This window comes from Alicycliphilus denitrificans K601 (genome assembly GCF_000204645.1).
Taxonomy (GTDB): Bacteria; Pseudomonadota; Gammaproteobacteria; order Burkholderiales; family Burkholderiaceae_C; genus Alicycliphilus; species Alicycliphilus denitrificans.
Window position 1 is genome coordinate 3,827,540 of the sequence record NC_015422.1, and the last position, 24,319, is coordinate 3,851,858.

The 24,319-nt window shown below is 63.1% G+C and carries 33 protein-coding genes; 16 read left to right on the forward strand and 17 right to left on the reverse strand.

What is annotated here, in order from left to right; all coding sequences use genetic code 11:
* Positions 1-4: 4 nt before the first annotated feature.
* The 7 genes from hisC to rpsP all read right to left on the reverse strand — a co-directional run bounded on the left by hisC (position 5) and on the right by rpsP (position 5,194).
* The gene (gene hisC / locus ALIDE2_RS18250; RefSeq protein ID WP_013518089.1) at positions 5-1,087 is read right to left on the reverse strand and encodes a histidinol-phosphate transaminase; all 1,083 of its coding nucleotides are present in this window, start codon (positions 1,085-1,087) and stop codon (positions 5-7) included.
* 75 nt (positions 1,088-1,162) lie between these two features.
* Positions 1,163-2,152, reverse strand: a complete 990-nt coding sequence (locus tag ALIDE2_RS18255) for a CobD/CbiB family protein (RefSeq protein WP_013518088.1) — start codon at positions 2,150-2,152, stop codon at positions 1,163-1,165.
* Positions 2,153-2,198: 46 nt separating this feature from the next.
* A complete protein-coding gene (locus ALIDE2_RS18260; protein WP_013518087.1) occupies positions 2,199-2,882 on the reverse strand; it encodes a CoA pyrophosphatase in 684 nt (227 codons plus the stop codon).
* Between the two features lie 110 nt (positions 2,883-2,992).
* Positions 2,993-3,379: a 50S ribosomal protein L19 gene (gene rplS / locus ALIDE2_RS18265; protein WP_013518086.1), complete on the reverse strand. Its 387-nt coding sequence runs from the start codon at positions 3,377-3,379 to the stop codon at positions 2,993-2,995.
* 119 nt (positions 3,380-3,498) lie between these two features.
* Positions 3,499-4,266 carry a tRNA (guanosine(37)-N1)-methyltransferase TrmD gene (trmD, locus tag ALIDE2_RS18270; protein WP_013722847.1) on the reverse strand — a complete coding sequence of 256 codons (768 nt, stop codon included), beginning with the start codon at positions 4,264-4,266 and terminating at the stop codon, positions 3,499-3,501.
* Between the two features lie 7 nt (positions 4,267-4,273).
* Positions 4,274-4,846: a ribosome maturation factor RimM gene (rimM, locus tag ALIDE2_RS18275; RefSeq protein WP_013518084.1), complete on the reverse strand. Its 573-nt coding sequence runs from the start codon at positions 4,844-4,846 to the stop codon at positions 4,274-4,276.
* Between the two features lie 93 nt (positions 4,847-4,939).
* Entirely contained in the window at positions 4,940-5,194 is a 255-nt protein-coding gene (gene rpsP, locus ALIDE2_RS18280) for a 30S ribosomal protein S16 (protein ID WP_013518083.1), read from the reverse strand.
* Between the two features lie 122 nt (positions 5,195-5,316).
* On the opposite strand from rpsP, the gene ALIDE2_RS18285 reads away from it, so the two are divergent.
* Together ALIDE2_RS18285 and ALIDE2_RS18290 are read left to right on the forward strand one after the other, a co-directional pair.
* A complete protein-coding gene (locus tag ALIDE2_RS18285) occupies positions 5,317-5,838 on the forward strand; it encodes a GNAT family N-acetyltransferase (protein WP_041701081.1) in 522 nt (173 codons plus the stop codon).
* A 22-nt stretch (positions 5,839-5,860) separates the two neighbouring features.
* On the forward strand, positions 5,861-6,307 hold the full coding sequence (locus tag ALIDE2_RS18290) for a TM2 domain-containing protein (RefSeq protein WP_013518081.1): 447 nt from the start codon (positions 5,861-5,863) through the stop codon (positions 6,305-6,307).
* 53 nt (positions 6,308-6,360) lie between these two features.
* On the opposite strand, the gene ALIDE2_RS18295 is transcribed toward ALIDE2_RS18290, so the two are convergent.
* Positions 6,361-7,371 (reverse strand): inorganic phosphate transporter, encoded by a 1,011-nt coding sequence (locus ALIDE2_RS18295; RefSeq protein ID WP_013518080.1) that lies wholly within the window; start codon positions 7,369-7,371, stop codon positions 6,361-6,363.
* 20 nt (positions 7,372-7,391) lie between these two features.
* Positions 7,392-8,039, reverse strand: coding sequence for a DUF47 domain-containing protein (locus ALIDE2_RS18300; protein ID WP_013518079.1), 648 nt, complete (start codon positions 8,037-8,039; stop codon positions 7,392-7,394).
* Positions 8,040-8,278: 239 nt separating this feature from the next.
* On the opposite strand from ALIDE2_RS18300, the gene ALIDE2_RS18305 reads away from it, so the two are divergent.
* Entirely contained in the window at positions 8,279-8,875 is a 597-nt protein-coding gene (locus ALIDE2_RS18305) for an outer membrane beta-barrel protein (protein ID WP_013722848.1), read from the forward strand.
* A 38-nt stretch (positions 8,876-8,913) separates the two neighbouring features.
* Here the strand turns inward: ALIDE2_RS18305 and ALIDE2_RS18310 are convergent, their stop codons facing one another.
* The 7 genes from ALIDE2_RS18310 to ALIDE2_RS18340 all read right to left on the reverse strand — a co-directional run bounded on the left by ALIDE2_RS18310 (position 8,914) and on the right by ALIDE2_RS18340 (position 15,443).
* Positions 8,914-9,279 carry a DMT family protein gene (locus ALIDE2_RS18310; protein WP_013722849.1) on the reverse strand — a complete coding sequence of 122 codons (366 nt, stop codon included), beginning with the start codon at positions 9,277-9,279 and terminating at the stop codon, positions 8,914-8,916.
* A gap of 92 nt (positions 9,280-9,371) precedes the next feature.
* Positions 9,372-10,100 carry an ABC transporter ATP-binding protein gene (locus ALIDE2_RS18315; protein ID WP_013518076.1) on the reverse strand — a complete coding sequence of 243 codons (729 nt, stop codon included), beginning with the start codon at positions 10,098-10,100 and terminating at the stop codon, positions 9,372-9,374.
* Between the two features lie 3 nt (positions 10,101-10,103).
* On the reverse strand, positions 10,104-10,886 hold the full coding sequence (locus ALIDE2_RS18320; RefSeq protein WP_013518075.1) for an ABC transporter ATP-binding protein: 783 nt from the start codon (positions 10,884-10,886) through the stop codon (positions 10,104-10,106).
* A gap of 21 nt (positions 10,887-10,907) precedes the next feature.
* Positions 10,908-11,984: an ABC transporter permease subunit gene (locus ALIDE2_RS18325; RefSeq protein WP_013722850.1), complete on the reverse strand. Its 1,077-nt coding sequence runs from the start codon at positions 11,982-11,984 to the stop codon at positions 10,908-10,910.
* A 16-nt stretch (positions 11,985-12,000) separates the two neighbouring features.
* Positions 12,001-12,930 (reverse strand): branched-chain amino acid ABC transporter permease, encoded by a 930-nt coding sequence (locus ALIDE2_RS18330; protein WP_013722851.1) that lies wholly within the window; start codon positions 12,928-12,930, stop codon positions 12,001-12,003.
* Positions 12,931-13,128: 198 nt separating this feature from the next.
* Positions 13,129-14,448: a replication-associated recombination protein A gene (locus ALIDE2_RS18335; RefSeq protein WP_013722852.1), complete on the reverse strand. Its 1,320-nt coding sequence runs from the start codon at positions 14,446-14,448 to the stop codon at positions 13,129-13,131.
* Positions 14,445-15,443, reverse strand: a complete 999-nt coding sequence (locus ALIDE2_RS18340) for an integron integrase (protein ID WP_013722853.1) — start codon at positions 15,441-15,443, stop codon at positions 14,445-14,447. The genes ALIDE2_RS18335 and ALIDE2_RS18340 overlap by 4 nt, the downstream gene beginning before the upstream one ends.
* A gap of 176 nt (positions 15,444-15,619) precedes the next feature.
* Here ALIDE2_RS18340 and ALIDE2_RS24660 point away from each other — a divergent pair, with 176 nt between their 5' ends.
* The 8 genes from ALIDE2_RS24660 to ALIDE2_RS25095 all read left to right on the forward strand — a co-directional run bounded on the left by ALIDE2_RS24660 (position 15,620) and on the right by ALIDE2_RS25095 (position 20,012).
* Positions 15,620-15,982 carry a cupin domain-containing protein gene (locus ALIDE2_RS24660; RefSeq protein WP_013722854.1) on the forward strand — a complete coding sequence of 121 codons (363 nt, stop codon included), beginning with the start codon at positions 15,620-15,622 and terminating at the stop codon, positions 15,980-15,982.
* Positions 15,983-16,160: 178 nt separating this feature from the next.
* Positions 16,161-16,430, forward strand: a complete 270-nt coding sequence (locus tag ALIDE2_RS25085) for a hypothetical protein (protein ID WP_148262984.1) — start codon at positions 16,161-16,163, stop codon at positions 16,428-16,430.
* The gene (locus ALIDE2_RS24665; protein WP_013722855.1) at positions 16,415-17,302 is read left to right on the forward strand and encodes a PDZ domain-containing protein; all 888 of its coding nucleotides are present in this window, start codon (positions 16,415-16,417) and stop codon (positions 17,300-17,302) included. Before ALIDE2_RS25085 ends, ALIDE2_RS24665 begins: the two co-directional genes overlap by 16 nt.
* Positions 17,302-17,364: a DUF1010 domain-containing protein gene (locus tag ALIDE2_RS25810; RefSeq protein WP_420796277.1), complete on the forward strand. Its 63-nt coding sequence runs from the start codon at positions 17,302-17,304 to the stop codon at positions 17,362-17,364. Before ALIDE2_RS24665 ends, ALIDE2_RS25810 begins: the two co-directional genes overlap by 1 nt.
* Positions 17,365-17,371: 7 nt before the next feature.
* Complete coding sequence (locus tag ALIDE2_RS24670; RefSeq protein ID WP_013722856.1) at positions 17,372-18,049, forward strand: HNH endonuclease; 678 nt, start codon at positions 17,372-17,374, stop codon at positions 18,047-18,049.
* A gap of 64 nt (positions 18,050-18,113) precedes the next feature.
* Positions 18,114-18,359, forward strand: a complete 246-nt coding sequence (locus ALIDE2_RS24675; RefSeq protein ID WP_013722857.1) for a DUF1010 domain-containing protein — start codon at positions 18,114-18,116, stop codon at positions 18,357-18,359.
* Between the two features lie 24 nt (positions 18,360-18,383).
* A complete protein-coding gene (locus ALIDE2_RS25090; protein WP_013722858.1) occupies positions 18,384-19,400 on the forward strand; it encodes a PIN domain-containing protein in 1,017 nt (338 codons plus the stop codon).
* A 69-nt stretch (positions 19,401-19,469) separates the two neighbouring features.
* Positions 19,470-20,012: an AAA family ATPase gene (locus ALIDE2_RS25095; protein WP_013722859.1), complete on the forward strand. Its 543-nt coding sequence runs from the start codon at positions 19,470-19,472 to the stop codon at positions 20,010-20,012.
* A 133-nt stretch (positions 20,013-20,145) separates the two neighbouring features.
* Here ALIDE2_RS25095 and ALIDE2_RS18345 read toward each other — a convergent pair.
* Positions 20,146-21,278, reverse strand: a protein-coding gene (locus ALIDE2_RS18345) for an IS3 family transposase (RefSeq protein ID WP_414017085.1) whose coding sequence is annotated in 2 segments (ribosomal slippage) — positions 20,146-21,029 and positions 21,029-21,278 — 1,134 coding nt in all. Because the reading frame shifts where the segments join, the coding sequence is not laid out codon by codon here.
* A gap of 718 nt (positions 21,279-21,996) precedes the next feature.
* Here ALIDE2_RS18345 and ALIDE2_RS18355 point away from each other — a divergent pair.
* The 5 genes from ALIDE2_RS18355 (at position 21,997) to ALIDE2_RS18365 (ending at position 24,301) form a co-directional block, all read left to right on the forward strand.
* Positions 21,997-22,713: a DUF8168 domain-containing protein gene (locus ALIDE2_RS18355; protein WP_013722862.1), complete on the forward strand. Its 717-nt coding sequence runs from the start codon at positions 21,997-21,999 to the stop codon at positions 22,711-22,713.
* A 336-nt stretch (positions 22,714-23,049) separates the two neighbouring features.
* Positions 23,050-23,115 (forward strand): DUF1010 domain-containing protein, encoded by a 66-nt coding sequence (locus ALIDE2_RS25815; protein ID WP_414017118.1) that lies wholly within the window; start codon positions 23,050-23,052, stop codon positions 23,113-23,115.
* 30 nt (positions 23,116-23,145) lie between these two features.
* Positions 23,146-23,451, forward strand: a complete 306-nt coding sequence (locus tag ALIDE2_RS18360; protein WP_013722863.1) for an MliC family protein — start codon at positions 23,146-23,148, stop codon at positions 23,449-23,451.
* A gap of 128 nt (positions 23,452-23,579) precedes the next feature.
* Positions 23,580-23,714: a hypothetical protein gene (locus ALIDE2_RS25650; RefSeq protein ID WP_013722864.1), complete on the forward strand. Its 135-nt coding sequence runs from the start codon at positions 23,580-23,582 to the stop codon at positions 23,712-23,714.
* Positions 23,711-24,301: a uracil-DNA glycosylase family protein gene (locus tag ALIDE2_RS18365; RefSeq protein ID WP_013722865.1), complete on the forward strand. Its 591-nt coding sequence runs from the start codon at positions 23,711-23,713 to the stop codon at positions 24,299-24,301. Before ALIDE2_RS25650 ends, ALIDE2_RS18365 begins: the two co-directional genes overlap by 4 nt.
* Positions 24,302-24,319: the final 18 nt, after the last annotated feature.

Here is a 24,319-nt window from a genome sequence, read left to right on the forward strand (position 1 = left end):
CGGGCTAAACAATCGCCTGCAACGCCCGCACCAGCGCATCGCACTGCGCGGGCGTGCCCACGCTGATGCGCAGGTACTGCGCGATGCGCTCGGGCCGCGCGAAGTGGCGCACCAGCACCGCGCGCTCTCGCAATGCCGCTGCCAGCCGGGCTCCATCGTGCGCAGGGTGGCGCACGAAGAGGAAGTTGGCCTGGGAGGGCAGTACCTCGAAACCCAGGTCTTCGAGCGCGAGCGCAAGGCCCTCGCGGCTGTGCATCACGGCGCGGCGGGTCTCGTCGAAATACGCCACGTCTTCATAGGCGGCGCGCGCACCAGCCTGAGCCAGGCGGTCGAGCGGGTAGGAGTTGAAGCTGTCCTTCACACGCTCCAGCGCGTCGATCAGCGGCCGCTGGCCGAACGCCGCGCCCACGCGCAGGCCCGCGAGCGAGCGCGACTTGGAGAGCGTGTGCACCACCAGCAGGTTCGGGTAGCGTGGGACGAGGCTCACGGCGCTCTCGCCGCCGAAATCGACGTAGGCCTCATCAACCAGCACCACGCGTTGCGGGCAGGCCGCCAGCAGCCGCTCGATCTGCGAAAGCGGCAGGCCCATGCCCGTGGGCGCATTGGGGTTGGCAAGCACGATGCCCGCGCACGCTCCTTCGGCGGCGCGCGCGGCGATGCGCTCCACGTCGATGGCCAGGCCTTCGTCCAGCGGCTGCAGTTCGGGTGCGATGCCCCACAGGCGGCAGTAGACGCGATAGAAGCTGTAGGTGATATCGGGCATCAGGAGCGGCTGACCTGCGTGCTGGAAGAACGCGAAGAACGCATGCGCAAGCACCTCGTCGGAGCCGTTGCCCACGAACACCTGGCCTGCCTCCAGCCCATGATGCGCCGCGATGGTCTCGCGCAGCGCGAGCGACTGCGGGTCGGGGTAGAGCTGCAGCCCCTCGCGCGCGGCGGCCTCGATGGCGGCCACGGCGCGCGGCGACGGAGGATAGGGGTTCTCGTTGGTGTTGAGCTTCACGAGGCCCGCGATGCGCGGCTGCTCGCCGGGCACGTAGGGTTCGAGCCGCCCCACGACGGGGCTGCACAGCGAGGGCACGGTCATGAGGGGATGACTCCTGATTCGATAGCTGCCAGCGCTTTCCATTCAAGCGCTGGATGCCTATTTGACTTGAATTTTCTAGCCCAGCAACCGCGCCAGGGTCAGCAGCGCCAGGAGCAGCATCCACACCACCACCGATCGCCACACCAGGCCGACCACGCTGCGCAGGTGGCCCACCTCGGGCTCTCGGCCGGGGGTGCTGACGCTGTCGCCGATGTCGGCGTCCACCTCCAGGCCCTGGGGTGCGGCGGCATCGCTGCGGCTGCGCAGCGCCTCGCCCCCTAAGCGCACGTTGATGGCGCCGGCGGTGGCGGCCAGCACCACGCCGTCGTTGTCGTTGGGAAAACGCTGGGCATGGAAGCGCCAGCCCTCGATGGCCTCCTCGAAGCTGCCGACGACCGCGAAGCTCAGGGCCGTCAGGCGCGCGGGCAGCCAGTCGATCACGGTCCAGGCGCGCTCCGATGCGCGCTGCAGCGACGGGCTGGGCGGGTGGGACGTGACCACGCGCGAGCGCGACCCCCAGTAGCGCGAGACGAACTCGGCCAGCCGGTACAGCACCGCGCCCGTCGGCCCCAGGCCCAGCGCCGCCAGCACCGAATACCACGCCAGCACGCCGAACACGTGGCGATGCGCCGCGATCACCGAATACTCGAGCACATGGCGCACGATCTCGCTGCGCGGCAGCTCGCTCGCGTCCACCTGTCTCCAGCGCGCCAGGCGCGCGCGCGCCTCGGCCGCGTCGCCATCCTCCAGCGCGTCGCGTATGCCCGTGAAATGGTGGCTGAACTGGCGAAAGCCCAGCGTGATGTAGAGCACGGCCACGTTCCACGCCAGCGCCAGCGGCCAGCCGATGAAGTGCAGCAGCGCCCAGTGCACGGCCAGCACGAAGAGCGGGGGCACCAGCACGGCCAGCGCCCATGCGACCCAGCCATGCTGCGCCTGGCCGGCGTCGAAATTGCGGCTCACCGACAGCGCCCAGGCACGCAGGCCGGCATGGATGGGGTTGCTGCGGGCCAACGGGCGCGCCTGCTCGATCAGCAAGGCGAACAGGATGGCGAAGAAACTCATGGCGGCAATGATAGCGGCGCTTGTTACAGGGCCGCCGCCATTGCGCTCACGCTGCCATGAAGCGGTAGAAATTGCGCAGCATGGCCGCAGTCGCGCCCCAGATGTAGCGCTGGCGGTCGCCGTCCTGGTAGGGCATGGCGAACCACTCGCGCCGCAGGCCCTGCCACTCGAACGCATGGCGCTCGTGGTGCGCGGGGTCAAGCAGGAAGGCCAGCGGCACCTCGAACACGTCGGCCACCTCGTGGGGGTTGGGCTGCAGCGCAAAGCCCGGCTGCACCAGCCCCACCACCGGCGTGACGATGAAGGAGGAGCCCGTCACGTAGATGGGCAGGCTGCCCAGCACCTCGACCCGGCTGGATTCCAGCCCCACTTCCTCGTGCGCCTCGCGCAGGGCGGTGGCGGCGGCGTCCCGGTCCTCGGGGTCGCTGCGCCCGCCGGGGAAGGCGACCTGGCCCTTGTGCGTGGAGAGATGGTCCGTGCGCTCGGTCAGCAGCACCGTGGGCCGCTCGCGCAGCACGATGGGCAGGAGCACGGCGGCATGCGCGGGCTTGCGCTCGACGAACTTTCTCTCGCGCACGATCTCCGGGTTCCAGGGCGGCGGAGCGGCGAAGCGCCGGCGCAGCGCATCGGGGCTTTGCGCCGCGGGCGGCACGGCCGGCAGATGGTCGTCCACCCCCACCAGGGGCGCCGCGCGCGGATCGAAGTCGGGCAGCGAGGACAGCGACGACATAACGGCCGCCGCATCGGTACCGGAAGGATGGAAGGAGCTCACGGATGGCAAGGGCAATAAAAAAACCGCTACAGGCTTGCGCACTGTAGCGGCTTCGCGGCGTGGCGTGATTACGCTGCGTCTGCAGCCGCCACCTTGACGCGGGACGGCAGCTTTTCCTTGATGCGCGCCGACTTTCCGCTGCGCTCGCGCAGGTAGTACAGCTTGGCGCGGCGTACGTCGCCGCGGCGCTTGACTTCGATCTTGGCGATCAGCGGGCTGTAGGTCTGGAACGTGCGCTCCACGCCTTCGCCGCTGGAGATCTTGCGCACGGTGAAGCCGCTGTTCAGGCCCCGGTTGCGCTTGGCGATCACCACGCCTTCGTAGGCCTGCACGCGCTTGCGGCTGCCTTCGACCACGTTCACGCTCACGATGACGGTGTCGCCGGGCGCGAATTCGGGGATGGCCTTGTTCAGGCGGGCGATTTCTTCCTGCTCGAGGATTTGAATCAGATTCATGGTTGGGTTTCCAGCGATCATGTCCGCGCCAGGATTGGCAGGGCGCCCCTATTGGCGCCTCATGGCTACTGCGGTGTCATGCACCCGTAGCGGCCGGCCAGAGGATCGAGAACCAACGATTATAGCAATGCCCGGCTTCGCGCCAAGAGCTCTTCGTCGGCGCGCGTGATCTGGCCACGCGCGCGCGCGGCCTCCAGCAGGTCCGGGCGGTGGCGCGCCGTGACCAGAAGGCGCTGGTCGCGGCGCCAGCGCTCTATCTGCGCATGGTGGCCCGACAACAGGGGCGCGGGCACGCCGAGGCCCTGCCATTGCTCGGGCCGGGTGTAGTGGGGGCAGTCCAGCAGGCCGTCGAGCGCCGGGTTGAAGCTGTCGAGCTGGTGGCTGTCATCGTCGTGCAGCACGCCCGGCTGCAGGCGCGCCACGGCGTCGAGCAGGGCCATGGCCGCGATCTCGCCGCCCGAGAGAACGAAGTCCCCCAGGCTGACCTGCACGTCGACATGGGCGTCGATGAAGCGCTGGTCCACGCCCTCGTAGCGCCCGCACAGCAGGACGGCGCCAACGCCGGCGGACCAGCCCTGCACCGCCGCATGGTCCAGCCTGCGGCCCACGGGCGAGAACAGCACCAGCGGCGCCTGCGCGCCCTCAGCTTCTGCCCTGTCGGCGCGGATCGCCGCCAGGCAGCGCGCCAGGGGCTCGGCCATCATGACCATGCCCGGGCCACCGCCGAAGGGGCGGTCGTCCACGCGGCGGTAGTTGCCCTCGGCATGGTCGCGCGGGTTCCACAGGTGGACTTGAACCTGCCCGGAGGCATAGGCGCGCCGCGTCACGCCGCAGGCGAGGAACGGCGCGAACAGTTCGGGGAACAGGGTGATGACGTCGAAGCGCATGGCGCGTTCAGTAGTCAGGCTGCCAGTCCACGGTGATGCGGCGCCCCGCCAGATCGACCTTGTCCACGTAGGCGGACACGAAGGGGATCATGCGCTCGCGCGGCTTGCCCTCGTGCTCGTAGGACAGCACCAGCGTGGTCTGTGGGCCGGTGGGCAGCAGCTCGCTCACCGTGCCGAGCGCAATGCCCTCGCGGTTGACCACGGCCAGGCCGATGAGGTCCACCCAGTAGTACTCGTCGTCGGACGTGGCGGGAAAGCTCTCGCGCGGCACGAAGATGCGCGCGCCGCGCAGCGCCTCGGCCGCGTCGCGGTCATCCACGCCATGGGCCCAGGCCACGACCGCGTCGGAATGCGTGCGCGCCTGGCGGATGGGCAGCAGCACGGTGCCGGAAAAAAAGCTCTTGCCGCCCTTCTGCGCCGGCTGCAGGAACCAGGACCTGGAGGCGAACAGCGCCTCGGGGTCGCTGCTGTAGGGCAGCACCTTGAACCAGCCCTTCACGCCCCAGGCGTCGGCGATGCGGCCCACCTCCACGGCGTCGGAAGGCAGTTCGGCGGGTTCCAGGGCGGGCGGCTGAGGCATGGCAGTGGCGGGGCGATGGGTGTCGGGCACGAAAAAAGGCGGGGTCCGTCAGCTGCACCAACGGAGCCCGCCCTTTCGGGAGTGTGGGACGGATCAGGCGGCCTGCTTAGCGGCGGCTTGCTTGACCAGGCGGTCCACGGTGGGGGAGCTTTGCGCGCCCACGCTCTTCCAGTACGTCAGGCGGTCCTGGGCGATGCGCAGGCTCTCTTCGCCGCCCTTGGCCGAGGGGTTGTAGAAGCCCAGGCGCTCGATGAAGCGGCCGTCGCGGCGCACACGCTTGTCGGCAACGACGATGTTGAAGAACGGACGGCCCTTGGAGCCGCCGCGGGAGAGTCGAATCACGACCATAATGAATCCTTCGGGTGGTCGCAGCGGATGCTGCATTCGTTTTGCGGCGTTTGAGACACGCGACTTGGCCACCCGGCCAGCGACACGCAGCAAAGCCTGCAATTATACCCACATCCATGCAAATGCCTACGATACGCGCCAGCCGGGACGACGACCTTGCCGCCATCACCGCCATCTACGCCCACCACGTGCTGCACGGCACGGGCACGTTCGAGATCGATCCGCCCGGCATCCAGGACATGGCCGCGCGCCGCGCCGACGTGCTGGCCCGGGGCCTGCCCTACCTGGTGGCCGAGGAGGACGGGCGGGTAACGGGCTTTGCCTACTGCAACTGGTTCAAGCCCCGGCCAGCCTACCGCTACTCGGCCGAGGATTCGATCTACGTGGCCGACCACGCGCGCGGCCGCGGGCTGGGCCGCCTGCTGCTCGATGCGCTGGCGGAGCATGCGCAGGCCGCAGGGGTGCGCAAGCTGCTGGCCGTGATCGGCGACTCGGCCAACGCCGGCTCCATCGCCGTGCACCGCGCCGCAGGCTTCACCGAGGTGGGCGTGATGCGCTCCGTGGGCTGGAAGTTCGGCGCCTGGCGCGACATCGTGCTCATGGAGAAACCCCTGGGCGCGGGCGATACCACCGCGCCCGAATGATGCCGCGCCAATAATCCCCGCCATGAAGAACAAGACCATTGCCGCCTGGCTCGCCTTCCTGGGCGGCCCCCTGGGACTGCACCGCTTCTACCTGTACGGCTTTGGCGACATGCTCGGCTGGCTGCTGCCCGTGCCGACGGCGCTGGGGCTGTACGGCATCGAGCGCGTGCAGCAATGGGGGCAGGACGACCAGCTCAGTTGGATGCTGATCCCGCTGCTGGGCTTCACCATCGCCGGCTGCGCGCTGTGCGCCATCGTCTACGGGCTGATGCCCCCCGAGAAGTGGAACGCCCGCTTCAACAAGGCCGCGGCCCCCGACTCCCCGGCCGGCCGGACCAACTGGTTCACGGTGTTCGCCGTCACCGTGTCGCTGCTGGTGGGCGCGGCCGTGCTGCTGGCGAGCATTGCGTTCAGCCTCCAGCGCTACTTCGAATACCAGGTCGAGGAGGCGCGCAAGATTTCGCAATGAAATCGCCCCAGGACACGCCCCGCAAGCACTTTCAACTATCTTGTCGATAGCACTCAGAAAAGCTGCAGGCTGACCCAGTACGCGACGGCGGCCACGAAGGCGCTGGCCGGTATGGTCAGGATCCAGGCCCAGACGATGTTGCCCGCCACGCCCCAGCGCACGGCGCTGGCGCGCTGGGTGGAGCCCACGCCCACGATGGCGCCGGTGATGGTGTGGGTGGTGGAGACCGGCACGCCGAGCATGGTGGCGAAGAACAGCGTCAGCGCCCCGCCCGATTCGGCGCAGAAGCCCCCGACGGGCTTGAGCTTGGTGATCTTCTGGCCCATGGTCTTGACGATGCGCCAGCCGCCGAACATGGTGCCCAGGCCGATGGCCGCATAGCACGAAACGATGGTCCAGACGGGCGGCGAGGTGTCGCTGGCCGAGGCGTAGCCCGTGGCGATCAGCAGCAGCCAGATGATGCCGATGGTCTTCTGCGCGTCGTTACCGCCATGGCCCAGGCTGTAGGCGCCCGCGGAAACGAGCTGCAGGCGGCGGAACCACTTGTCCACCTTGCTGGGACGCGTGCGCCTGAACAGCCAGGCCACGCACACCATCATCAGCGAGCCCAGCACGAAACCCAGGATGGGCGAGATGAAGATGAAGGCCACCGTCTTGAAGATGCCGCTGGCCACCAGGGCACCCGTGCCGGACTTGGCCACCACCGAGCCGACGATGCCGCCGATGAGCGCATGCGACGAACTGCTGGGGATGCCGTAGTACCAGGTGATGACGTTCCAGGTGATCGCCCCCACCAGCGCGCCGAAGACGACGTGGGTGTCCACCACGCCGGGGTCGGCGATGCCCTTGCCCACGGTGGCGGCCACGCTCAGGTGGAAGATGAAGATGGCGACGAAGTTGAAAAAGGCCGCGAAGACGACGGCCTGCGTGGGCTTGAGCACCCCCGTGGAGACCACGGTGGCGATCGAGTTGGCCGCATCATGAAATCCGTTCATGAAGTCGAACAGGATGGCCAGAGCCACCAGCACGACCACGACCCACAGGGCGGTTTGTACCGTTTCCATGGCGAGACTTTGAGCGGGGCTCAGGAGTTCTCGAGGATCACGCCCTCGATCAGGTTGGCCACGTCCTCGCACTTGTCGGTGATGGTCTCCAGCAGTTCGTAGATGGCCTTGAGCTTGATCAATTCACGCACGTCGGTTTCCTCGCGGAACAGCTTGCTCATGGCGCTGCGCAGCACGCGGTCGGCGTCGCCCTCCAGGCGGTCGATCTCCTCGCAGGTCTTGAGCGCGGCCTCGGCCACGGCCGGGTCGGCGATGCGCGCGAGCAGCTTCACCGCGTCGCGCACGCGCTCGCAGCACTTGACGCTCAGGTCCGTCAGGCGCGTGATCTCGTCCGTCATGTGGCGGACGTCGTACAGGGCCATGGTCTCGGCCGAGTCCTGGATCAGGTCGGCCACGTCGTCCATGGTGTTGATCAGCGAGTGGATCTGCTCGCGGTCGATGGGCGTGATGAAGGTCTTGTGCAGCGCACGGTTGACCTCGTGCGTCACGCGGTCCGCGGCACGCTCGGCGTTGTCCACGTCCTGGTTGTACTGGTCGCGCAGGTGGGTGTCGCCGTAGTTGGCCACCAGCTGCGAAAAAGCCCGCGCAGCCTCGACGATACGGTCTGCATGCTGGTTGAACATCTCGAAAAAATTGCCCTCGCGGGGCAACAGCTTTCCAAACAACATGCCGACTCCTGATCGAACCTTCGCGCGCAATACGATGCAGAGTTGACCATCGTGTGACAAATCTGCGAAAGCCGGGAGTTTAACCGCCGTCCAGGGCACTCCCGAAATCCCGGTGCAAACCCTGATTGCTGTCAGACTTCTCCTACATTCCGCCATCGCCTGAACCCACACGATGCCCGGAACGGCCGCCGTAGATTGAAGCGTGGCCTCCGTCATACAGGCCACAGGAGGAGGGCAGCATGCAATCCACACTCCGCTTTTTGCTGTGCGCGTTGGTGCTCGGCGGCGGCGCCACCGCCGGCCTGGCGCAGATGCGCGCGGCCCAGAGCGACCCTTCCCTGCTGCCGGGCGTGTCCCGCGGCTACGTGGGCCTGAGCGGCGGCATCTCGAAGTACGACCTGCGCAGCGGCACCGGCGGCTTCATTTTCGACGACAGCGACACGGCCATCAAGCTGTACACGGGCGCCTACTTCCACCCCAACCTGGGGCTGGAGCTGGGCTACCTGGACCTGGGCAAGGCGCGCCGCATCGGCGGCACCACCACCGCCCGCGGCCTGAACCTGAGCCTGGTGGGGCGCCTGCCCGTGAGCACGCAGCTCGACCTGCTGGGCAAGGTGGGCACGATCTACGGGCGCACGAACACGCACGGCTTTGGCGGCTTCGGCGTGCAGCCGGGCAAGGGCGATGGCTTCGGCCTGTCCTACGGCGCGGGGCTGCGCTGGGCGTTCACGCCCCAGTGGTCCGCCGTGTTGGAGTGGGAGCGCTACCGCCTGCACTTCGCCGACAGCAAGTCCGACGTGGACATGACCACGCTGGGCATGCAGTTCAGCTATTGACAACCAACCTCGCCCGCACGCCGCGCGGGAGAGGGAGCTCAGCCGCCGCGGAAGATGAAGTACACCGCGCCCACCAGGCACAGCCCCGCCCAGAGGTAGTCCCACTTGAGCGGCTCGTTCATGTAGAACACCGCGAACGGCACGAACACGGCCAGCGTGACCACCTCCTGCATGATCTTGAGCTGCCCCACGCTGAACTGCGCGTGGCCTATGCGGTTGGCCGGCACCTGCAGCAGGTATTCGAACAGCGCGATGCCCCAGCTCGCCAGCGCCGCCATGTACCACGGCGCCGTGGCCAGGTTGCGCAGGTGGCCGTACCAGGCGAAGGTCATGAAGACGTTGCTGGCCGCCAGCAGCAGGACGGTCTGCAGCGGGACGGGCAGGGATTGCAGGGTGTGCAGCATGGCCGGGATTATGAGCCAGATCGGGCGCAAACGCCCGCCAGGCAAGCGCCACCCGCTACACTAAAGGAAGCACCGCACCAAGCGGCGGCGCCTCATTCGCCCAGATAGGCGGCGCGCACGCGCGGGTCGGACAGCAGCTCCTGCCCCGCGCCCGTCATGGTGATCATGCCGGACTCCATGACGTAGCCGCGGTCGGCGATCGCCAGCGCGCGGCTGGCGTTCTGCTCCACGAGCACGATGGTCACGCCGAGGGCGTAAACGTCGCGCACCACCTCGAAGATCTTGTCCACCATGATGGGCGACAGGCCCATGGAGGGCTCGTCGAGCAGCAGCACCTTGGGCTGGCTCATGAGCGCGCGGCCCATGGCCAACATCTGCTGCTCGCCGCCGGACATGGTGCCAGCGAGCTGGTCGCGGCGCTCGCGCAGGCGCGGGAAGATGGTGAACATCTTCTCGACGTCGGCCGCGATGCCAGCCTTGTCGTTGCGCGTGTAGGCGCCCATGAGCAGGTTCTCGGTGATGGACATGCGCGCGAACACGCCGCGGCCTTCCGGCACCATCACCAGCCCTTCCTTGACCAGGTCCCAGGCGCCCCGGCCCCTGATGCTCTTGCCCAGGTATTCGATGTCCCCGTCGACGAAGCTCAGCGTGCCGGTGATGGCCTTCATGGTGGTGGTCTTGCCCGCGCCGTTGGAGCCGATGAGCGAGACCAGCTCGCCCTCGCGCACCTCGAAGTCGATGCCCTTGACGGCCTGGATGCCGCCGTAGGCCACCTTCAGGCCCTTGACCTGCAGCAGCACTTTGTTGGATTTCTCGGCCATGGTTCAGTGTCCTCCGGCGCCCAGGTAGGCCTCGATCACTTTTTCGTTCTTCTGTACCTCGGCGGGCGTGCCTTCGGCGATCTGCTTGCCGTAGTCGAGCACCGTCACGCGGTCGCACAGGCCCATCACCAGCTTCACGTCGTGCTCGATGAGCAGGATGGTGCGGTCGTCGTTGCGTATGCGGTCGATGAGCTCGCGCAGCTGCACCTTCTCGGTGGCGTTCATGCCGGCCGCGGGCTCGTCGAGCGCGATGAGCTGCGGGTCGGTGGCCAGGGCCCGCGCGATCTCCAGGCGGCGCTGGTCGCCGTAGGACAGGGTGCGCGCCTTGTAGTCGGCGAACCTCCCTATGCCCACGTAGTCGAGCAGTTCCTGCGCGCGGCGGCGGATGGCCGCCTCCTCGTCCCTGAAGCCCTTGGTGCGGAACACCGCGCCGAACAGCCCCGAATGGGTGCGGATGTGGCGGCCCACCATCACGTTCTCCAGGGCCGTCATGTCGGCGAAGAGCCGGATGTTCTGGAACGTGCGCGCGATGCCCGCCTTGGCCACCTTGTGCACCGCCGTGGGCTCGTAGGGCCGGCCCGCGAGCTCGAACGTGCCCGAGTCGGGCGTGTACAGGCCCGTGATGACGTTGAAGAACGTCGTCTTGCCCGCGCCGTTGGGCCCGATCAGGCCGTAGACCTGGCCGCGCCCTATGGTGATGCCCACGTCCGACAGGGCCTGCAGGCCGCCGAAGCGCTTGGAGATGCCCGCGACCTTCAGCACCGCTTCTTTCGATGTATCTGCCATGTTGTTGCTCTGCCGGTGGTGTCAGGACTTCCGGGCCAGGCTCTTGCCATGCTCGGGCGAAGGCCACAGGCCGCGCGGGCGCAGCAGCATCACGATGATCATGGCCAGCGCGATCAGCAGCTGGCGCAGGATGGACGCGTCCAGGCGGCCGTCCGTCATGGCCTGCAGCGGCCCCGCCACGTAGCGCAGCACCTCGGGCAGCGCCGACAGCAGCACGGCGCCCAGGATCACGCCGGGAATGTGACCCAGGCCGCCCAGCACCACCATGGCCACGATCATCACGGACTCCATGAGGCTGAACGACTCGGGCGAAACGAAGCCCTGGAACGCACCGAACATGGCCCCCGCCACGCCGCCGAACGAGGCGCCCATGCCGAAGGCCAGCAGCTTCATGTTGCGCGTGTTGATGCCCATGGCCTTGGCGGCGATCTCGTCCTCGCGGATGGCCATCCAGGCGCGGCCTATGCGCGAGTCCTGCAGGCGGTAGCAGATGACGATGGTGACCAGCACCAGCGCCAGGAACAGGTAGTAGTAGAGCGTGACGGAGTTGATGTCGTAGCCGAACAGCTCCAGGCGCCGCCCCAAGTCCAGCCCGAAGACCTTGACCGAGTCGATCTGCCCCAGGCCCTTGGGGCCGTTGGTGAGGTTGACCGGGTGGTCCAGGTTGTTCATGAAGATGCGGATGATCTCCCCGAAGCCCAGCGTCACGATGGCCAGGTAGTCGCCGCGCAGCTTGAGCACCGGAATGCCCAGCAGCACACCGGTCGTGGCCGCCAGCACCAGGGCCAGCGGAATCACCGCCCACAGCGACAGGTGCATGCCGTCGGGGAAATGCTGCGCGAACCAGGCGAAGTTCTCCGTGAGGTGGGGCGAGGCCAGCAGGCCGAACATGTAGGCGCCCACGGCGTAGAAGGCCACGTAGCCCAGGTCCAGCAGGCCCGCGTAGCCCACCACGATGTTCAGGCCCAGGGCCAGCATCACGTAGAGCAGCGCCAGGTCGGCGATGCGCACCCAGGCGTTGCCGAAGTACTGCAGCACCAGGGGCAGCACGAGCAGCGCGACGGCGCCCGCGATCCATCGGATCTTGTCGTTCTTCATGGCGGTGTCTCCCCTGTCAGGCGCGGTCGGCCACGCGCTCGCCGAGCAGGCCCGAGGGGCGCAGCGTGAGCACGATGATGAGCACGATGAACGCGAAGATGTCGGTGTAGTGGCTGCCCAGCACGCCGCCCGTGAGCACGCCGATGTAGCCCGAGCCTATGGCCTCGATGAGCCCCAGCAGGAGCCCCCCCACCACGGCGCCCGCCAGGTTGCCGATGCCGCCGAACACCGCCGCCGTGAAGGCCTTGAGGCCCGGCAGGAAGCCCATGGTGTGCTGCGCCGTGCCGTAGTTGGATGCGTACATGATGCCGGCAATGGCCGCCAGCACCGCGCCGATGATGAAGGTGGCGGAGATCACCATGTCGGGCTTGACGCCCATGAGCGCCGCCACGCGCGGGTTCTCGGCCGTGGCGCGCATGGCGCGGCCCAGGCGCGTGTAGCTCACCAGGTAGACCATGGAGGCCAGCGCCACCACCGTCACGCCCAGGATCAGGATCTGCGTGGTGGTGATGACCGCGCCGCCGACCTGGAAGGGCGCGGCCGGCAGCAGCGTGGGATAGGGCTTGTAGTTGGGCTTCCAGACGATCATCGCCAGCGTCTGCAGCAGGATGGACATGCCGATGGCGGTGATCAGCGGCGCCAGCCGCGGGCTGTTGCGCAGCGGCTTGTAGGCGACCTTCTCGATGGCGAAGTTGAGGGTGGCGGCCACCACGCAGGCGACCAGCGTGGCCAGCAGCAGCATGAGCCAGCCGGGGGCGCCGGGCATCGCGTCCTGCATCAGGCCGATGCAGCTCCAGCTGGTCAGCGCCCCGATCATGAGCACCTCCCCGTGGGCGAAGTTGATGAGCTGGATGATGCCGTACACCATGGTGTAGCCCAGGGCTATCAAGGCGTACATGCTGCCCAGGACCAGACCGTTGATGATCTGCTGCAGCAAGATGTCCATAAGAAAAGTCCTTTGTATCGACGTGCTCGGTCAGCAGGCACCGCCAATCGGTGCAGCCTTGTGGGCCCGTCTGCCATTTAGCAAAAAACCCGCCAGGCAAGGGTTTGGGCGGGTTTGGTAGGGAAATTCTGTCACGGGAAAAGCCCGGCCCATGGGGCGCCGGGGCGGGGTTTTCCCTTGCATTGCGGCAGGCCTGGGTCAATCCCTCTCAGGCGGGGCATCCGCCGCAGCAGCATTGCGCGCGCGCAGCTCTTCGAGCTTCTGGCCGATCTTGATTTCGAGCCCGCGCGGCACGGGCGCGTAGAAGCCCGGCGGCTCCATGCCCTCGGGCAGGTAGCTCTCGCCGGCGGCGAAGCCCCCCTCCTCGTCGTGCGCGTAGCGGTAGCCCTTGCCGTAGTCCAGCTCCTTCATGAGCCTGGTCGGCGCGTTGCGCAGGTGCATGGGCACGGGGCGGGTGCCGTCCTGCTTCACGAAGGCGCGCGCCTTGTTGTAGGCCATGTAGCCCGCGTTGCTCTTGGGCGCCACGGCCAGGTACAGCACGGCCTGGGCCAGGGCCAGTTCGCCCTCGGGGCTGCCCAGGCGCTCGTAGGTCTGCGCGGCCTCATTGCAGATCTGCATGGCGCGCGGGTCGGCCAGGCCGATGTCCTCCCACGCCATGCGCACGATGCGCCGCGCCATGTAGCGCGGGTCGGCCCCGCCGTCGAGCATGCGCACCAGCCAGTACAGCGCCGCGTCGGGATCGCTGCCGCGCACCGACTTGTGCAGCGCGCTGATGGTGTCGTAGAACTGCTCGCCGCCCTTGTCGTAGCGGCGCATGCGCTCGCCCAGCACCTGCAGCAGCCAGGCGTCGGTGATCGTCTCCACCTTGGCCTGCCCGGCGGTGACGGAGAGCGTCTCCAGCGTGTTGAGCAGGCGCCGCGCGTCGCCGTCGGCGTAGGCGATGAGGCGCTCCAGCGCTTCGTTTTCGATAGCTGGAAGCGCTTGTATATCCTGGGCCCGAACCACGATCTGCTTCAAATCGTCGGAGGTGAGCGGCTGCAGCACGTAGACGGCCGCGCGCGAGAGCAGCGCGGAGTTCACCTCGAACGAAGGGTTCTCGGTGGTGGCGCCCACGAAGGTGAACAAGCCACTCTCCACGTGCGGCAGGAAGGCGTCCTGCTGGCTCTTGTTGAAGCGGTGCACCTCGTCCACGAAGACGATGGTGCGCTGCGGCATCAAGCCGCCCGCCGCACTCTCGGCCAGCTGCACCGCGTCGCGGATATCCTTCACGCCGCCCAGCACCGCGCTGATGCTGATGAACTGCGCGTCGAACGCCTCGGCCATCAGCCGCGCGATGGTGGTCTTGCCCACGCCCGGCGGCCCCCACAGGATGCAGCTGTGCGGCCGGCCCGACTCGAACGCCAGGCGCAGCGGCATGCCGGGGCCCAGCACATGCTGCTGGCCGACCACCTCGCCCAGCGTGCGCGGACGCAGGCGCTCGGCCAGGGGTTGGTGCGAAAGCGAAGAAACGTGACTCATAGCGCATCGAGCGGGCTCAGCACGCCGCGCCCGCCCTTGTTCAGAACATGGGTGTAGATCATGGTGGTACTCACATCCTTGTGGCCCAGCAATTCCTGCACGGTGCGGATGTCGTAGCCCGCTTGCAGCAGGTGGGTGGCGAAGGAATGCCGCAGCACATGCGGAGTGCAGGGCTTATCGATGCCCGCGCGGCGCGCGGCCAGGGCCACCGCCTTCTGCACCGACTGCTCCAGCATATGGTGGCGCCGCTCCACGCCCGAGCGCGGATCCACCGAACGCACCGCGCTCGGAAACACATACTGCCAGCCCCAGGCCGTGGCGGCATTCGCATACTTGACCGCCAGCGCATCGGGCAGCCAGACGGCGCCAAGGCCCGCGTCCAGATCCTTGCGGTGCAGCATGCGGGCGCGCTCCATCTGCTCGCGCAGCGGCGCGATCAGATTCTCGGGCAGCACGGTCACCCGGTCCTTGTTGCCCTTGCCCTCGCGCACGATCAGTTCGCGCCGCTCGAACTCCACATCCTTCACGCGCAGGCGCAGCGCTTCGAGAATGCGCATGCCCGTGCCATACAGCAGCGAGGAGACCAGCCACTGCGTGCCCTGCAAGTGCAGCAGCAACTCGCGCACCTCGCGCTGCGTCAGCACCACCGGCAGACGGCGCGGCTTCCTGGCCGAAACCACCTCGTCCAGCCAGGGCAGGTCTTGCTGCAATACCTCCTTGTAGAGAAACAGAATGGCGGCCTTGGCCTGGTTCTGCGTGGAAGCGGACACATTGCGCTCGACAGCCAGGTGCGTCAGGAAGGCGGTGACATCCGGCGCCCCCAGTTCGCGCGGATGGCGCTTGCCGTGGAACAGAATGAAGCGGCGTGCCCAATCCACGTATGCCTGCTCGGTGCGGATGGAATAGTGCAGCACCCGGATGCGCTGGCGCAGCGACTCCAGCAACTTAGGTGGCTGCGGCACGGCAGGAGCGGGCGGAACGGGAAACGCATCCATCCGTGGAATTTTAGGCGGTCTAAATTGCTGCTGACATAGGGTAAGCTGGGAGCAGAATGCGCCGCATTCTTGACTTAGGCCGCATCAGATCAGTAGCATGCGACGATCTAATTCTAGTTAGACTTTTGGGCGGCGCGAATCTTGCTGCCCAAAGGCTTGCATTTACGGAGCAAAAAATGAGCACTCACCGCGTGTATAAGTCCCATGAATTCATGCAGCCAGCCGAGAAAGAACCAATACGGTCTGTTGTTGTTGAATCTTCGCATTCAGTTATCGTGGCTTGGCATGTGGAGCCCGGCCAAACTATTGCGCCACATATTCACCCCGACGGACAAGATACATGGACCATCCTTTCAGGGGAAGGTCAATATCAAATTGACGAGCAAGGCAACACCGTTGCAATTGTTCCGGGGGATATCGTAGTTGCAAACAAAGGGCAGGTGCACGGTGTTCTTTGCACCAGCGTTGGCCCACTTCGGTTCATTTCAGTGGTTGCGCCTTTGGATGCTGGTTATGAACCGCTATCAGCAAAAACATAGGGGATATCAAGTGCAACAAGCTGCCTCCGCTCCCCAGCCTAACTGTTTGGTCAAGCTGACGCCAACAGGCTCCGCCTGTTGGTACCCTCCGCTTCGCTCCGGCGCAGCTTACCGCGGGCGTTAGAGCACATCACTCACGATGCAGGACTCAATATTATTTCATTATAGGATATTTTAAATGTTTACCTCCCGCAACCCAACACGCAGCATCCTTTACACAGGGAATCCAATGACCATGAAAAATTCTGTCGTGGATGGTGACACCGTTACTCTAAAAATAGAAAGTATTGATGTATACGTTAAAAATATCAGAAATCTGGGGAATGGAAAGTATTCCGGGGAAGTCCATGGATTCGAACCATTCAATCCAGCAGAATTTAAAAATCTAAAACTAGGAGATGTCGTTGAATTTAAAGAGTCAGAGATATTTTCATGCAGCAACCACTAACGCACAAAACTAATTATTATAGCGATCTGTGCGCAATATCAGACTTCCAACAAAAACGGGCCATGATTAGAAAATTTTTTATTTTACTGGCAATTTCTATAATGCTAGGGGGGTGCGCAAATGGCTACAAGCAATTTTACAAGCCAGCAAATGGAGTGACGCCCGAATCAATCGCTCGAATGCGCGCAAACCCACCGCCGGAGACGCCGCTCGTTGAAAGAATCCCTCCAATTAATGGATCTGCCGCAATGGATGCTTATTCGAAAAGAGGATACATACTAATTGGGAGTGCAGAATTCAATAGCAGTCGAAGTGAATCTGAAAATTCAGCGATTGAACAAGGGAAAGCTGTAGGAGCCGATCTTGTTGTTATTTTAAATCCACAATATGCAGGCTCTGAATCATCTGTCATACCGATCACTACACCAACAACATCAACAACATATTCGACTGGTTCCGCCACCGCCTATGGGAAAGGGGGAGTGGTAACGGCATATGGCAATGGAACTAGCACCACCTACGGAACAACAACTAATTTTATCCCCGTCACCATTCACAGGACAAACTACAGTGCAGGTTATTTTATAAAACAAAAAACTATACTTGGCGTACAAGCAAGAGATTTGAATGACAAGGAGCGCCAAGAATTAGGAACAAATAAAGGGGTCGTCATTACCTTGATTGTCGATGACTCACCTGCATTTAAAGCAGACCTCTTACCTGGCGACATTGTAATCTCAATCAACGAAACACCCATATCAAGTATGAGTCAACTTTCGAAGTCAATCTTAGAACGCAGCGGTAATCTCATTACTCTTGGCATTATTCGCAATGGCCGCAGTATAAATCTTCCAGTTCAGCTGAATCAATAATACTTTCTAACATTTCGGTCAAGCCGACCCGCCTACGGCGGTCGGCTTACCTCAGGCGTTAGCGCGTACATGACAGTCGATTTAGCTCTCATAATTAATCAGTGCGAGGACTACCTATTTCCTACGCGCAGCTTTAGCGTGCGGCAACGAGCCCTTTACTACCATCTGTTCCGCCACACGCACTTGGAAGGTAAGTCTTCTGGCTTGTTCTCCTTACTTCCTCTTTCAAACGCCATCGGCGTTGCAGAAAGTTCTGTGCGCGAGGATGTAAGAGCGCTTCACGAGCGCGGCTGCCTCGTTATCGAAGACCGTTCTCGTAACGGCCACTTGCTGCGAGTATTGTTGCCATCTGACATCCCAGGCGTCGTCCCAGAGACACGGCCTGAGGTTCAGATAGACATCGCGTCCATGGACTTCTTCTCAAACCGTCGCTTTCTTTCGGTATTGCTGGCCCGCGAGGACGGGCGTTGCTTCTACTGCCTAAAAAGCATTCGCGCCGAGTCATGCGAGCTTGACCACGTGTCGTGTCAAGCAAACGGCAAAGATAACTCCATTCGCAATATTGTTTGTTCGTGCCACGAGTGCAATACGACAAAGCAAGCCCAACCCGCCGCAGACTTTGTTCGGTCGCTTTATCGAAAGGGCGTTTTATCTCAGCCTGAGCTCGAAAATCGTTTGTCGGCACTTGAGCAGCTTACGGCTGGAAATTTGCTGCCAGATCGAGCACTTCTACAGAGTGCGCTCTAACACGTCAATCCAGCCGACCGCCTTCGGCGGCGGCTGATTTCAATCGTTAGTCCCATCCTGCTTTATGCGCGCAGTCACTTGCTCCAGCGCTCGGCCCTGCTCCCAAGGCTTTCAAGCCTTTTTGGCCTCCAGCGCTTGTGTAGCAAGCGCCACCAGCTATCATTATTGCAGCGCTGCGCCGCTTTCGTGGCCCAGCGCTTTTTCATGGGCTGCGCCCTTCTTCAAGTCCGGGCGCTCCCTTTTGGCCTTCGGGTCTAACCCGGCGTTCAAGCCGACCCGCCTACGACGGGCGGCTTACCTTGGGCGTTAGCGCTCGAGAAATGGGCTACCTGTCATGATTGTTGTTCTTGATTCGAATGTTTGGCTATCTGAACTAGGACTTAGGTCTGGGGCGGCAGCTGCGGTGCGGTTCTTCCTCAACCAAAGCAATGCTCAAGTTGCCGTTCCTGAGGTCGTTCAACTCGAAGTTCGACACAACTTGACGAATCGCCTTAGCACTCATGCCAAGGAAATCCGCGACAACTATCGGCAGTTGCTAACCGCCTTTGGCAAACTGCGAGAAATAGTCCTGCCTACAGAGGAAGAAATTCAAGCAAAAGTCGAAGAGCTTTTTGCGTCTCTCGGGGTACAGCAACAACAGATCCCCTTCAGCTTGGAGAGTGCGCGCAGCGCCTTATTCAAGGCGATACAAAAAGCGCCTCCTTGTGACAAGAGCCAGGAATTCAAAGACGCAGTTATTTGGGCTGATTGCGTTGCTTTGCTTGCAATTGATGAAGTTGTCTTGGTCACTAACGACAAGGCGTTCTACCGAGATAGAGCTTACGAGAAAGGACTCGCTCCAAATCTTCACGACGAAGCGAAAAACCTACCACACCCAATCCGCATACTACCTAGTCTTAGCGATCTTCTCGAAGTTATTCAGGCGCCGATTCCTCTGGAGCAAGAGCAACTCCAGGAAGCTATCTTCGAGGCCTTCGGCGAGAGCATTAACGGTACGCTCGCTCGAACCGGCTTCAGTCTTGGCGCAAGACAAGACGTGACCTACAAATTATTTGCCACAGAGAATCCGAGTGAATTGTTCTTGGAATTTTCAATAGCCATCGCATGTAGCGACTCACGTGAAGAAGGCCGCACGAATGCGTTACTTAGCCTCAATGGCGACGGGCTTTATTCACCGACGAATCGTACATTTGCGAATCTTCGGAATTTCGGCGAGCACCTTGCTTGGCTGAACGCGAATGGCGAACCGCAGGAAACCAGAAACCACTATTTGTACGCTAATGGGATAGTGATCGGCCATAGAGAGGTTACCTATGATGCGCGGCATGCGCTCCCTGCCAATGAGCGCTAACAAGCGCTTGCAGCCGACCGTCAAAAAGCTGCGCTTTTCGCCGTCGGCTGAAGCTTTACGTTGGACGCTATGAAAGTGGTAATCATCGGAAATGGGGGAAGCGGGAAGACTTGGCTCGCCAAGCAATTGGCCTCCCGATTTTCATCAAGACTGGTACACCTTGATAATGTGTTCTGGGAGCCAGGAGGATTTGACAAGAAAAGGAAAGCCGACGATGTCTCCTTTCTTGTTCAGCAAACCAAGAGCGCTGATTCATGGATAGTCGAGGGAGTGTTCGGCGAACTGGCGGAGAGATACCTTGATGAAGCTGCTGCCCTTATATGGCTTAACCTGGATTGGGAAACCTGTAAGCGACGACTTGAGATGAGAGGATCGGAGAGCAAGGCACACATGAGCCGGATTCAGTCCGAAGCAGGGCTGGTTAAGCTTATTGAATGGGCGTCAGAATATTGGGTCCGTGGCGATTCTAGATCTTTCCATGGACACGAAAGGATATTCGAAAACTTCAATGGCTTCCGCGTCAAGCTGCGGAGTGAGGAGGAGGTAACCCGGTTTGTTAACAGCGTCCAACAAGTCATTCCAGCGGACGCGGCGCAAGCGCCGCGCCGCTGAATTCGGACGTTAGGCCTCAGAAATGCCGCCAGACCTTCTAGTTGCTCTGTTGTCAAGTTCAGCCGTGAGCGCGGTGATAGTGACCTGCCCCCATTGACCGTGCCAACAGATTGGAGAAGTCCGGGGTTGAAGGTTAATCGAAGTTTTGTTTCTGCTCACTGCCAGCAGCACCGCCAGCGCGCTGGCGGTGCTGCTGGGCGAATCGTGCCGGCGGGATGCGTCCCAAACTGCTGTGCGGCCTGACCTCGTTGTAATCCCGCCGCCAATGTGCAATGCACTCCCGGGCCTGTGACAAGGATTCAAACCACTGCTCGTTGAGGCATTCATCTCTGAACTTGCCGTTGAAGCTCTCGATGTAGCCGTTCTGCATGGGCTTGCCCGGCTCAATCAGGATGTGCCGAATCCCGTTCTTGTGCGTCCAGGCCAGGAACGCCCGACTGGTGAACTCCGGGCCATTGTCCGTTCGCACTGCTGCCGGGTAGCCACGCAACCTTGCCACTTGGTCGAGCACGCGCGTGACGTACTGGCCCGAGATGCCGTAGTCCACCGTGATGTCCACGGACTCCTTGCTGAAGTCATCCACCACCGTCAGACACTTGATGCGCCGTCCACTGGACAGACTGTCCGAGACGAAATCCATGCTCAGCACCTCGTTGATATTCCTGGCCAGTTGCAGCGGCACACGCTCTTGCGCTGGGCGTTTGACTTTGCGGCGCTTCTTCACCGTCAGGTTGGCCTGCCGGTACAGCCGATAGATGCGCTTGTGGTTCACCCCCGGAAACTGCTGGCGCAGCATGTCGTGGATGCGCCGGTAGCCGAATCGGCGGCGCACCAAGGCCGTTTGCCGAATCTGTTCACCCAGGGTGGCGTTGAGCTCGCTGGGCTGCGGTGGGTGGCGGTAGCTGTCTCGGGATAGCCCCACAAGGCGGCAGGCGTGCCGCTCCGAGAGGTGATGCTGCTCAATCATCTGCCGGATGGCATCGCGGCGCGCCTGTGGGGCTAGCGCTTTACCCCGAAGACGCTCTTGAGGGCGTGGATGTCCAGGTGGGCTTCGGCCAGCAGTTTCTTGAGCTTTGCGTTCTCGCTCTCAAGCTCGCGCAGGCGCTGGGTCTCTGAGACCTGCATGCCGCCGAACTTGGCACGCCATTTGTAAAACGTGGCCTGGCTGAAGCCGCCGCTGCGGCACAACTCGGGGATGCCCATGCCGGCTTCGGCCTGTCGCAAGAAGCCAATGATTTGTTCGTCGCCGAACCTGCTCTTCTTCATGTCCGTCATTCTCCTGGGTTGACGGGCTTCTCTCGTTTACTGTGGTACGGCTGGTGGGGGGCAGGTCACGAGCACGAACGTCACGCTTACGCCCTCACCGCAAGCACCAGTCTGCGATCGTTCAGCCTCAGCGCTTGTCCTGTGGGCACCACAGTGGCGGCCTGATCAGAAGGATGTCGCAGCGCGTGAGGAAGCAGCAGCGTCCGGTCTCAGTAACTTCTTCGCAAGTTCAGGTTGCTTCGCCCGCACAGAGTTGCGCCGCGTAAGCAGTCTCAGCCCTTCAGAAGTCAACTCGGAGCTCGGTGCTTCCGGTGGCCAGTTCAGCGCAGTTGTCACCATTGCTGTCCGCGAACTCGGGCCCGTGGTCAAGTTGCTGTCTTCCGCTTCGCTTGTCGAGGGAGGCACCGAGGCCGTCCTCCAAGTCACATCGCGCCGGCTGCAGCCGTCCAGTCAAGCACGTGAGTTCACAGTTCATTGGCGCCATGGCGGCCCAGGCGTAGTCAAAGGCGTGGCCAGTCTGCCCAGCGACATGAGCGCCGCCCTGCGCTCCGGCCTGCAGCCTGCCACTGCAACGCAGTGACGCCTAACCCTTCGCTGGAGCGGGACCTCCACCGGCCTGGCACTTGGCCCGCGAGGCGCTGCAGGTCTATGCTCCGCCTCGCGGGCCAAGCGCCATTCCGGTTCCGGCCCCTCAGCTCAAACGTTAGACACCGTCACCATGGAACCGTATCTCTTCTACGGAGTTGTGCTACCCGAACGGGCTCAGCTGACACTTCAATTCAGTGTCGGCTTTTCTCACATCGCTTCCGGAGTTGAAGGCACTGCGAAGGTGAGCATCATTCTGAACCAAGTTGCTGTCACCGTTGAGAGCGAACACAAATGGGGTATCTTTGACCTTCGGAATGTCGTCAAGAACATCGTCCAAAATCATCTGGCTATGGTTGGTTATCTCATGGGCTACGCCTACGATTTCGAGGTGACCCGCGTCCTAAATCAAGGCCGCGAAATCGATTACGTTTTTGGCATTGACATTCCGTGCCTCACAGAGCGAAACAAGAAAATTGATTTAGGGGTTGCCTTGGCGAGCCTTCGCGAGAAGACTGCGGGGGAGAACGGAGTGTTTCTGAATCGTTGCTTCTCCGATCTAGCCTCCTCAATGAAGCATGCTGACGACACTGCCTTCTACTGCTACAGGGCAATTGAATCCCTACGTCACCACTGTGCTGCGGTACACGGTTTGTCGGACGCAAACAAAACCACTCAGTGGGAGAAGTTTCGTCAGGTTTCTGGATGCACGGAGGAGGTTCTCCGCCAAATCAAGGTAGCAGCTGATCCTTTACGTCACGGTGAGGTGTTGGGAGGCAGTTCCGAAGACCGCGAAAAGTTGTTCATGGCAACTTGGGACGTCGTCGATGGCTATCTCCGCGGTGTCTAACCTCTCGGTCAAGAGGGACGCTCCGCCGGCAAGCCGGCTCCGCGCCCCTTACCTCCAACGTTAGGATCAATCGAGGAGAATCAGATATGTCAGGGAGAATACGAACAAGCGGACAATCCCTTGTTAGAACTTTTTCAGCTATGGGATCAGATGGCGTAGATTACTTAGTAAGCGAATTCGTCCTTCATCAGGAAGTCCAATAATATAACGGAAACTGGGCGCCCATAGAAAATGGCCCAAGAGAATTCCAATTATCCAATGGCAAACGAGTGTATGGCTCACACTTAGGCGATAATTTGTTCACCATCGCCAATACAACAATAACACTCACCCCCACTGAGCCAACCTAACCCGGCGGTCAAGCCGACCCGCCTTCGGCGGGCCGCTTACCTAATCCGTTAGGTCTGCTATCCAACATTAAAGGAAGATGCCATGAAAGCGTTCGCTCTTGCGCTTCTTGTCACATCCATTTCCTGTGCGTGTAGCTCTACTCCACCTGCACAAGCTGATCGGAACGTTTCATTCACCTGCACCAACGGCGAATCGATTTCTGTGGTCTTCTCTCCTGCCAATGGCACCGCCATTCTAGTGCGCAACGGGGAGAACATTGAGCTCAAGCAACAACCAAGCGGCTCTGGTTTCATGTACAGCAACGGCCCCAACACCATTCGCGGCAAAGGCAATGATCTGACCGTTGAGATCGGCCGCATGGTGCCGCTCCAGTGCAGTTCAGAGTAGCTATCGTTATGGCAGCGCTGAATTTTCTCAAACCACAACAGGGTCTAACATCGTGGTCAAGCCGGCCCGCCTACGGCGGCCGGCTTGCTGCCATTAGTCCCTCCAAATACTGGAGTCAAAACACCGCCATGCCCCTACGTATCGTCCGCCCCGGCAGCCCGCGCGCACCCGCCGGCAAGGACGAGGCCCACCGCCACCGCGCCACGCTGAGCGAACCGCAGGCCGAGGCGGGGGCGCACATCTTGGACATGAGCGCCGGATGAGCGAATCGCTGCCCGCCCTGCTGCACCGCGTGCGCGCCTGCACCATCTGCGCCGCCCACCTGCCGCTGGGCCCGCGCCCGGTGCTGCAGGCCGCGGCCGGCGCGCGCATCCTGATCGCCGGCCAGGCGCCGGGGCGCAAGGTGCACGCCAGCGGCATCCCCTTCGACGACGCCAGCGGCGCGCGCCTGCGCGCCTGGCTGGGCCTGAGCCCGGAGCAGTTCTACGACCCGGCGCTGGTGGCCATCCTTCCGATGGGCTTTTGCTACCCCGGCCCGGGCCCATCGGGCGACGCGCCGCCGCGCCCCGAATGCCCGCCCGCCTGGCGCGCCCCGCTGCTGGAGCGGCTGCCGCACATCGCCCTGACCGTGGTGCTGGGCCAGTACGCGCTGGCCTGGCACCTGCCGCAGGCCCCGCGCCAGGTGACCCGGGCGGTGCAGGAATGGCAGCGGCACTGGCCCCACACCGTGGTGCTGCCCCACCCCAGCCCGCGCAACAACGGCTGGCTGGCGCACCACCCCTGGTTCGAGGCCGAGCTGCTGCCGCAGGTGCGCGCGCGGGTGGCCGCGGTGCTGGCGCAGGCGGGCTGACGCCAGCCGATACGATAG

Bases quoted from the DNA above. Each gene is read 5' to 3' on its own strand.
- hisC (WP_013518089.1), bottom strand. From the start codon at position 1,087: ATGACCGTGCCCTCGCTGTGCAGCCCCGTCGTGGGGCGGCTCGAACCC.
- ALIDE2_RS18255 (WP_013518088.1), bottom strand. From the start codon at position 2,152: ATGAGTTTCTTCGCCATCCTGTTCGCCTTGCTGATCGAGCAGGCGCGC.
- ALIDE2_RS18260 (WP_013518087.1), bottom strand. From the start codon at position 2,882: ATGTCGTCGCTGTCCTCGCTGCCCGACTTCGATCCGCGCGCGGCGCCC.
- rplS (WP_013518086.1), bottom strand. From the start codon at position 3,379: ATGAATCTGATTCAAATCCTCGAGCAGGAAGAAATCGCCCGCCTGAAC.
- trmD (WP_013722847.1), bottom strand. From the start codon at position 4,266: ATGCGCTTCGACGTCATCACCCTGTTCCCCGAACTGTTCGCGCCGTTC.
- rimM (WP_013518084.1), bottom strand. From the start codon at position 4,846: ATGCCTCAGCCGCCCGCCCTGGAACCCGCCGAACTGCCTTCCGACGCC.
- rpsP (WP_013518083.1), bottom strand. From the start codon at position 5,194: ATGGTCGTGATTCGACTCTCCCGCGGCGGCTCCAAGGGCCGTCCGTTC.
- ALIDE2_RS18285 (WP_041701081.1), top strand. From the start codon at position 5,317: ATGCCTACGATACGCGCCAGCCGGGACGACGACCTTGCCGCCATCACC.
- ALIDE2_RS18290 (WP_013518081.1), top strand. From the start codon at position 5,861: ATGAAGAACAAGACCATTGCCGCCTGGCTCGCCTTCCTGGGCGGCCCC.
- ALIDE2_RS18295 (WP_013518080.1), bottom strand. From the start codon at position 7,371: ATGGAAACGGTACAAACCGCCCTGTGGGTCGTGGTCGTGCTGGTGGCT.
- ALIDE2_RS18300 (WP_013518079.1), bottom strand. From the start codon at position 8,039: ATGTTGTTTGGAAAGCTGTTGCCCCGCGAGGGCAATTTTTTCGAGATG.
- ALIDE2_RS18305 (WP_013722848.1), top strand. From the start codon at position 8,279: ATGCAATCCACACTCCGCTTTTTGCTGTGCGCGTTGGTGCTCGGCGGC.
- ALIDE2_RS18310 (WP_013722849.1), bottom strand. From the start codon at position 9,279: ATGCTGCACACCCTGCAATCCCTGCCCGTCCCGCTGCAGACCGTCCTG.
- ALIDE2_RS18315 (WP_013518076.1), bottom strand. From the start codon at position 10,100: ATGGCCGAGAAATCCAACAAAGTGCTGCTGCAGGTCAAGGGCCTGAAG.
- ALIDE2_RS18320 (WP_013518075.1), bottom strand. From the start codon at position 10,886: ATGGCAGATACATCGAAAGAAGCGGTGCTGAAGGTCGCGGGCATCTCC.
- ALIDE2_RS18325 (WP_013722850.1), bottom strand. From the start codon at position 11,984: ATGAAGAACGACAAGATCCGATGGATCGCGGGCGCCGTCGCGCTGCTC.
- ALIDE2_RS18330 (WP_013722851.1), bottom strand. From the start codon at position 12,930: ATGGACATCTTGCTGCAGCAGATCATCAACGGTCTGGTCCTGGGCAGC.
- ALIDE2_RS18335 (WP_013722852.1), bottom strand. From the start codon at position 14,448: ATGAGTCACGTTTCTTCGCTTTCGCACCAACCCCTGGCCGAGCGCCTG.
- ALIDE2_RS18340 (WP_013722853.1), bottom strand. From the start codon at position 15,443: ATGGATGCGTTTCCCGTTCCGCCCGCTCCTGCCGTGCCGCAGCCACCT.
- ALIDE2_RS24660 (WP_013722854.1), top strand. From the start codon at position 15,620: ATGAGCACTCACCGCGTGTATAAGTCCCATGAATTCATGCAGCCAGCC.
- ALIDE2_RS25085 (WP_148262984.1), top strand. From the start codon at position 16,161: ATGTTTACCTCCCGCAACCCAACACGCAGCATCCTTTACACAGGGAAT.
- ALIDE2_RS24665 (WP_013722855.1), top strand. From the start codon at position 16,415: ATGCAGCAACCACTAACGCACAAAACTAATTATTATAGCGATCTGTGC.
- ALIDE2_RS24670 (WP_013722856.1), top strand. From the start codon at position 17,372: ATGACAGTCGATTTAGCTCTCATAATTAATCAGTGCGAGGACTACCTA.
- ALIDE2_RS24675 (WP_013722857.1), top strand. From the start codon at position 18,114: ATGCGCGCAGTCACTTGCTCCAGCGCTCGGCCCTGCTCCCAAGGCTTT.
- ALIDE2_RS25090 (WP_013722858.1), top strand. From the start codon at position 18,384: ATGATTGTTGTTCTTGATTCGAATGTTTGGCTATCTGAACTAGGACTT.
- ALIDE2_RS25095 (WP_013722859.1), top strand. From the start codon at position 19,470: ATGAAAGTGGTAATCATCGGAAATGGGGGAAGCGGGAAGACTTGGCTC.
- ALIDE2_RS18355 (WP_013722862.1), top strand. From the start codon at position 21,997: ATGGAACCGTATCTCTTCTACGGAGTTGTGCTACCCGAACGGGCTCAG.
- ALIDE2_RS18360 (WP_013722863.1), top strand. From the start codon at position 23,146: ATGAAAGCGTTCGCTCTTGCGCTTCTTGTCACATCCATTTCCTGTGCG.
- ALIDE2_RS25650 (WP_013722864.1), top strand. From the start codon at position 23,580: ATGCCCCTACGTATCGTCCGCCCCGGCAGCCCGCGCGCACCCGCCGGC.
- ALIDE2_RS18365 (WP_013722865.1), top strand. From the start codon at position 23,711: ATGAGCGAATCGCTGCCCGCCCTGCTGCACCGCGTGCGCGCCTGCACC.